This window comes from Methylobacterium sp. J-048 (assembly GCF_022829515.1).
GTDB lineage: Bacteria > Pseudomonadota > Alphaproteobacteria > Rhizobiales > Beijerinckiaceae > Methylobacterium.
In genome coordinates, this window is the sequence record NZ_JAKSYL010000216.1 from 1 (window position 1) to 3,743 (window position 3,743).

Genomic DNA, 3,743 nt, shown 5'->3' on the forward strand with positions numbered 1-3,743 from the left:
CAGCGCGGATTTCAGCTCGACGCTCTCGATCCCGTCGCCGGACGGCGGCTCAAAGGGCTGGCCCATGACGGCTCCTTAACGTTTCGACTTCGGTGCCGAATCACGACCCGTCAGTCCGGGGCCGCGAAGCGGAGCCCGGAATCCAGACGCGCCGCCGGAGCCGGATTGGGCGACAGCGCCGCGTTCCTCCGGTTCGGCTTGGCGGCTCTGGATTCCGGGCTCGCCCGCGGCGCCCCGGAACGACAGCCCGTGTGGCAAGAACATAGCGCGAACATTACTCGGCCTCGCGACCGAGCGCAACGAATCGCGCGCGCTCCTCCGGCGCGGCGAGGCCGCGCGGACCCCAGACGTGCCGGTCGAGGAAGTACCCCGTCAAGGTAAACCCTTGCGCAACGCCGTCCGGCCCGGGCGGTCCGCCCGCATGCAGGAAGGTCGGCAGCGCCAGCAGGCGATCGCGAAAAGGCTCGCCGGCCGAGGCGCTGACCGCCCGGCCGCTCTTGGGCGACACGTAGGCGAGCGCGTCGTTGTCCCCGGTGGCCGCGCAGGCGGTGAGATCGAGGCCGAAGCCGAGCTCCGACAAGATTTCCAGCTCGAACCGCACCATCAGCGGCGGCGCCACGGCCGGGTCGTCGAGATGCTCGACCAGGATGCCCGCCGCCTCGTAGAGCGCCGGATGCGGATCGCGCTCGGGCAGGAGCCGCAGCAGGGCCGCCATGTGGCCGAGCCCGTAGAGGGCGATGCCCGAGCCGATCATCCGCGACAGCTGCGACTCCAGCGGCTCCACCGTGTAGGCGCCGAGCCCCTCGTCGAGCCGCGCCCGCCAGGTCAGCCGGACCCGGTTGCCGGGCTGGAGCACCGGCTGCATCCGGCGCGAGCGCCCGCCATGCACGAGGCCGAGATGGCGCCCGTGAGCCTCGGTCATCGCCTCCAGGATGACGCCGCTCTCCCCGTGCCGGCGCAGGCCGAGCACCAGCGCGTCGTCGGTCCATTGCATCGCGGTCCCATCACCGGCGGAAGGGCGCGGATCGCGCCACCGGCGATCCAGCTTGAATCCCCTCATATAAGGCTTCCGGGGCCGCGCCGCCGCCTTTGCGCGTCCGGTGCGTGACGATAGCTTGGCCGGGAAGGAATCACCCGCATGCGCCGCGCCGCCCCGGTTCTCGCCCTGGCTCTCACCGTCACCGGCGCGCTGGCCGCTCCCAAGGCGGCGAAGCCCGCCGCCGAGGAGGCGCCCTCCCCGGCCCTCAAGCAGCGGATCGCGGCGCTCGCCCTGAAGCAGGTCGATTTCGGATCGGTCTCGCTGCTGCCGGTGCGGTTCGCGGGCAGCCGGCTCGCCGGGCCGATCGAGGATGGCGGCCGGACGCTCTATTGCGTGTCGAGCCGGATGAGCGGCCGCAGCTTCGGCAAGCCCGAGCGCCCCAAGGCGGTGATGCGCTACGCGGCCGACCGGCTGGAGGTGATCGACGACGACGAGGTCTGCACCGGCCATCGCAGCCAGCCGTTTCCGGAACTGGACGCCCTCGGCAACGCCCGGTGAGGCTGCCGCGTTGAGCGTCATGCCCTCGCTGCCAGCGCGCCGTCTCGATCTCAGCCTCGACCTGATCGCCCGCGCCCATGCCACCCCCGTCCCGGACGACCCGGGCGCCCTCGACCTGCTGAGCGACGCGGAGCTGCGCCCCGGCCTCGACGCGATCACCGCGGGCCGGGAGGGGCACGCCATCTGGGTCTTCGCCTACGGCTCGCTGATGTGGCGGCCGGAATTCCCGGTGGCCGAGAGCCGGATCGGGACCGTGCGCGGCTTCCACCGCCGGTTCTGCCTGCTCCAGCGCCGGTTCCGCGGCACGCCGGAGCGGCCGGGCTTCGTCCTGGCGCTCGACCGCGGCGGCCTGTGCCGGGGCGTCGCGTTCCGGCTGCCCGGGACGGAGATCCGCGAGGCGCTGATGCCGGTCTGGCGGCGCGAGATGCGCGGCCGGGGCTACGTCGCCCGCTGGCTGCCGGTGGCGACCGAGGCCGGCCCCGTCTCGGCGCTGACCTTCCTGGCCAACCGCGCCAACGCGCGCTACGCCGGCCGCCTCTCGGATACCGAGATCGCGGACAAGATCGCCGCCGCCTGCGGGCATATGGGCCCGAGCGCCGAGTACCTGTTCCGGACCGTCGAGGCCTGCGAGCGGCTCGGCATCCGCGACCGGCACCTCTGGAGCCTCCAGGCGCTGGTGGCCGCCCAGCTCAGGGCCTGCGCGCCGGACGCGTGAGGCTCACGCCCAGGCGCGCTTCATGGCGATCACCACGCGGCCGCCGGCCTGCTCCGTATCCGGGTTGCGCGGCTCGCGGATGCCGGGCGCACGCCCGGTGGTGACGTAGACCACGAGGGTGAGGGCGAGGAGGATCTTGATGCGCATCGCGACGCTCAGGGTTGAGCGAGCGTGCATAGGATCGATCGGTTTTTACGGAGTTGCCGACGGGCTGACAGGTTGTGGTTGTGGGCACTTCCGTCGAGCGTGGTGAATGAAAGGTTGCGGCCGGGCCGCGATCATCCAGACAGGTGATTTCCGGCTCTCGGAAAAGATGTTGCAAGACCTAAGATCTAGCGCATCGCGCCGGTTCCGGTACCCGGCGCGATGCGCTATGCCGCCCGCCCAAGTTTCCCACAGGCGGAGGACAGGATGCGGCAGCGGATCGGCGTGGCCCTGGCGATTCTGGTGGTTGCGGTCGCCGTGCTCGCCGCGGGCCCCTGGCGCCACGGTTTCCGGCTGTCGGATGTCCTGACCGGGGGAATCCCCGTCCTGCCGGACGGGTCGCGGCCGGCAGCTGGATCCGCGGAGCTCGCCGGCAACGCCACCCTCGGCGCGGGCCAGCACCCGGCGACCCTGCGGCTCGCTTGCGATCCGGCCGGGTCCGGCCTGTCGGCAATGCTGACGGTGGCGCGCTTCGCAGAGCTGGCGGAAAGTTTCGATGTCGCCGGCCTACAGGGCGCCGGACAGGCCGCGCCGCTCACCGGCATCCTGGTCTCGAACGCCGCCGGCGTCCGCTCCGTGCGGATGGCGGCGCAGGGCGCAGAAGCCCACGATCCCGACAAGAGCGTCAGCCTGACGGTGGCCGGCGCCCGCCGGGGCGAGGATCCGTTGCGCGGCGTCGCGATCGCGCTTGCCCAGGCCGGGACTCGGCTCACCTGGACGCAGGCGAGCCCGCGCGCCGGGGATCAGACCCTGACGGCGAGCTTTTCGGTCTCGGACAGTGATGCGACGGCGTTGAAGAGGGCCCTCGGAAGCTGCCTCGCGACGCCGCCGCTGTAGAAATCGTCGGCACGTTCGGCGCCGCCCAGGGCGACGCCGGGCTCGATGGACTCAGCGGCCCTTCTTGTAGAGCTTGCTGGCGATCTCAAAGATTTCTTCCGGCGCGTAATCCGGCGCGAAGGCGCCGTAATTGCCGTCGAGTTCTGGGATCTTGCCGCCCTCGGGCGCACCGTCGATCACTTCGAGATTACCCGGCGGGTCACCCGGCAGCGCGACCTCGTCGTTCGACCAGACGCCGGCGGCTTCCTTGTAATCCTCCGGGCTGAACGTGTAGAGGCGCCGGTGCTTGCCCTCGGCGAGGTACTTCTGACACTCCGGCACCCGCGACAGGTCGATGTTCGGGGTCGGCAGCATCTTCTCGATCTCGACGCCGGTCAGCTTCTTGAGCGCCAGCGCGTAGGCATGGGCGTGCAGCGAGCCGCGCACCAGCAGGTAGGCGCAGACTTCGCG

General features: G+C 71.5%; 6 protein-coding genes. 3 read left to right on the forward strand and 3 right to left on the reverse strand.

Translation table 11 applies throughout. The features are described from left to right. Nucleotides 1–274: 274 nt before the first annotated feature. Nucleotides 275–994: a DNA repair protein RecO gene (recO, locus tag MKL09_RS21250; protein WP_244023439.1), complete on the reverse strand. Its 720-nt coding sequence runs from the start codon at nt 992–994 to the stop codon at nt 275–277. A gap of 144 nt (nt 995–1,138) precedes the next feature. On the opposite strand from recO, the gene MKL09_RS21255 reads away from it, so the two are divergent. Then, nucleotides 1,139–1,537, forward strand: coding sequence for a hypothetical protein (locus MKL09_RS21255; protein ID WP_244023441.1), 399 nt, complete (start codon nt 1,139–1,141; stop codon nt 1,535–1,537). A 19-nt stretch (nt 1,538–1,556) separates the two neighbouring features. Then, nucleotides 1,557–2,252: a gamma-glutamylcyclotransferase gene (locus MKL09_RS21260; protein ID WP_244023443.1), complete on the forward strand. Its 696-nt coding sequence runs from the start codon at nt 1,557–1,559 to the stop codon at nt 2,250–2,252. A 3-nt stretch (nt 2,253–2,255) separates the two neighbouring features. On the opposite strand, the gene MKL09_RS21265 is transcribed toward MKL09_RS21260, so the two are convergent. Beyond that, nucleotides 2,256–2,399, reverse strand: a complete 144-nt coding sequence (locus MKL09_RS21265) for a hypothetical protein (RefSeq protein ID WP_007560701.1) — start codon at nt 2,397–2,399, stop codon at nt 2,256–2,258. Between the two features lie 264 nt (nt 2,400–2,663). Here MKL09_RS21265 and MKL09_RS21270 point away from each other — a divergent pair, with 264 nt between their 5' ends. After that, nucleotides 2,664–3,293: a hypothetical protein gene (locus tag MKL09_RS21270; protein ID WP_244023445.1), complete on the forward strand. Its 630-nt coding sequence runs from the start codon at nt 2,664–2,666 to the stop codon at nt 3,291–3,293. Between the two features lie 51 nt (nt 3,294–3,344). On the opposite strand, the gene MKL09_RS21275 is transcribed toward MKL09_RS21270, so the two are convergent. Next, the coding region (locus MKL09_RS21275; RefSeq protein WP_244023447.1) for a manganese catalase family protein at nt 3,345–3,743 on the reverse strand (399 nt) is incomplete at its 5' end.

Excerpts from the sequence above, each read along its gene's own strand:
- recO (WP_244023439.1), bottom strand. The coding sequence starts at position 994 with ATGCAATGGACCGACGACGCGCTGGTGCTCGGCCTGCGCCGGCACGGG.
- MKL09_RS21255 (WP_244023441.1), top strand. The coding sequence starts at position 1,139 with ATGCGCCGCGCCGCCCCGGTTCTCGCCCTGGCTCTCACCGTCACCGGC.
- MKL09_RS21260 (WP_244023443.1), top strand. The coding sequence starts at position 1,557 with ATGCCCTCGCTGCCAGCGCGCCGTCTCGATCTCAGCCTCGACCTGATC.
- MKL09_RS21265 (WP_007560701.1), bottom strand. The coding sequence starts at position 2,399 with ATGCGCATCAAGATCCTCCTCGCCCTCACCCTCGTGGTCTACGTCACC.
- MKL09_RS21270 (WP_244023445.1), top strand. The coding sequence starts at position 2,664 with ATGCGGCAGCGGATCGGCGTGGCCCTGGCGATTCTGGTGGTTGCGGTC.